At 52.0% G+C, this 269-nt stretch carries 1 protein-coding gene; it reads right to left on the bottom strand.

Going from position 1 to position 269, the window contains the following annotated elements:
• Positions 1-269, bottom strand: a 269-nt coding sequence (locus tag R0J88_RS20425) for a M24 family metallopeptidase (protein WP_410900939.1), incomplete at both ends; no start/stop codon positions are given.

Genomic DNA, 269 nt, shown 5'->3' with positions numbered 1-269 from the left:
CATCTCTTCCGGCGCCTGATGATCCAGTTTGGTGTAATGCAGCACCGCAGCGTGTTCGTTAAGCGCCACAATGTTGCTGTAAGGTACGTCGGTATCACGATGAGCGGTCGCGGTCAGATAGGCAATGTTGATATCGAACTCGCTCATGCCAGAACCGAACGCTTCTTCTGCCGCACGATTACCGTTGACCGCCATTTTCTGCGCTTCACGCATACAGGCCAGTTCGTACTCGGTTTTGAAGGAGCGATAGTAATGCAGGTAGTCGATAA

Source organism: Pseudoalteromonas sp. SIMBA_162 (assembly GCF_046535955.1).
Taxonomy (GTDB): domain Bacteria; phylum Pseudomonadota; class Gammaproteobacteria; order Enterobacterales; family Alteromonadaceae; genus Pseudoalteromonas; species Pseudoalteromonas marina.
The sequence above is the reverse complement of the archived record's forward strand: the minus strand, read 5'-3'. Positions and strand labels throughout refer to the sequence as shown.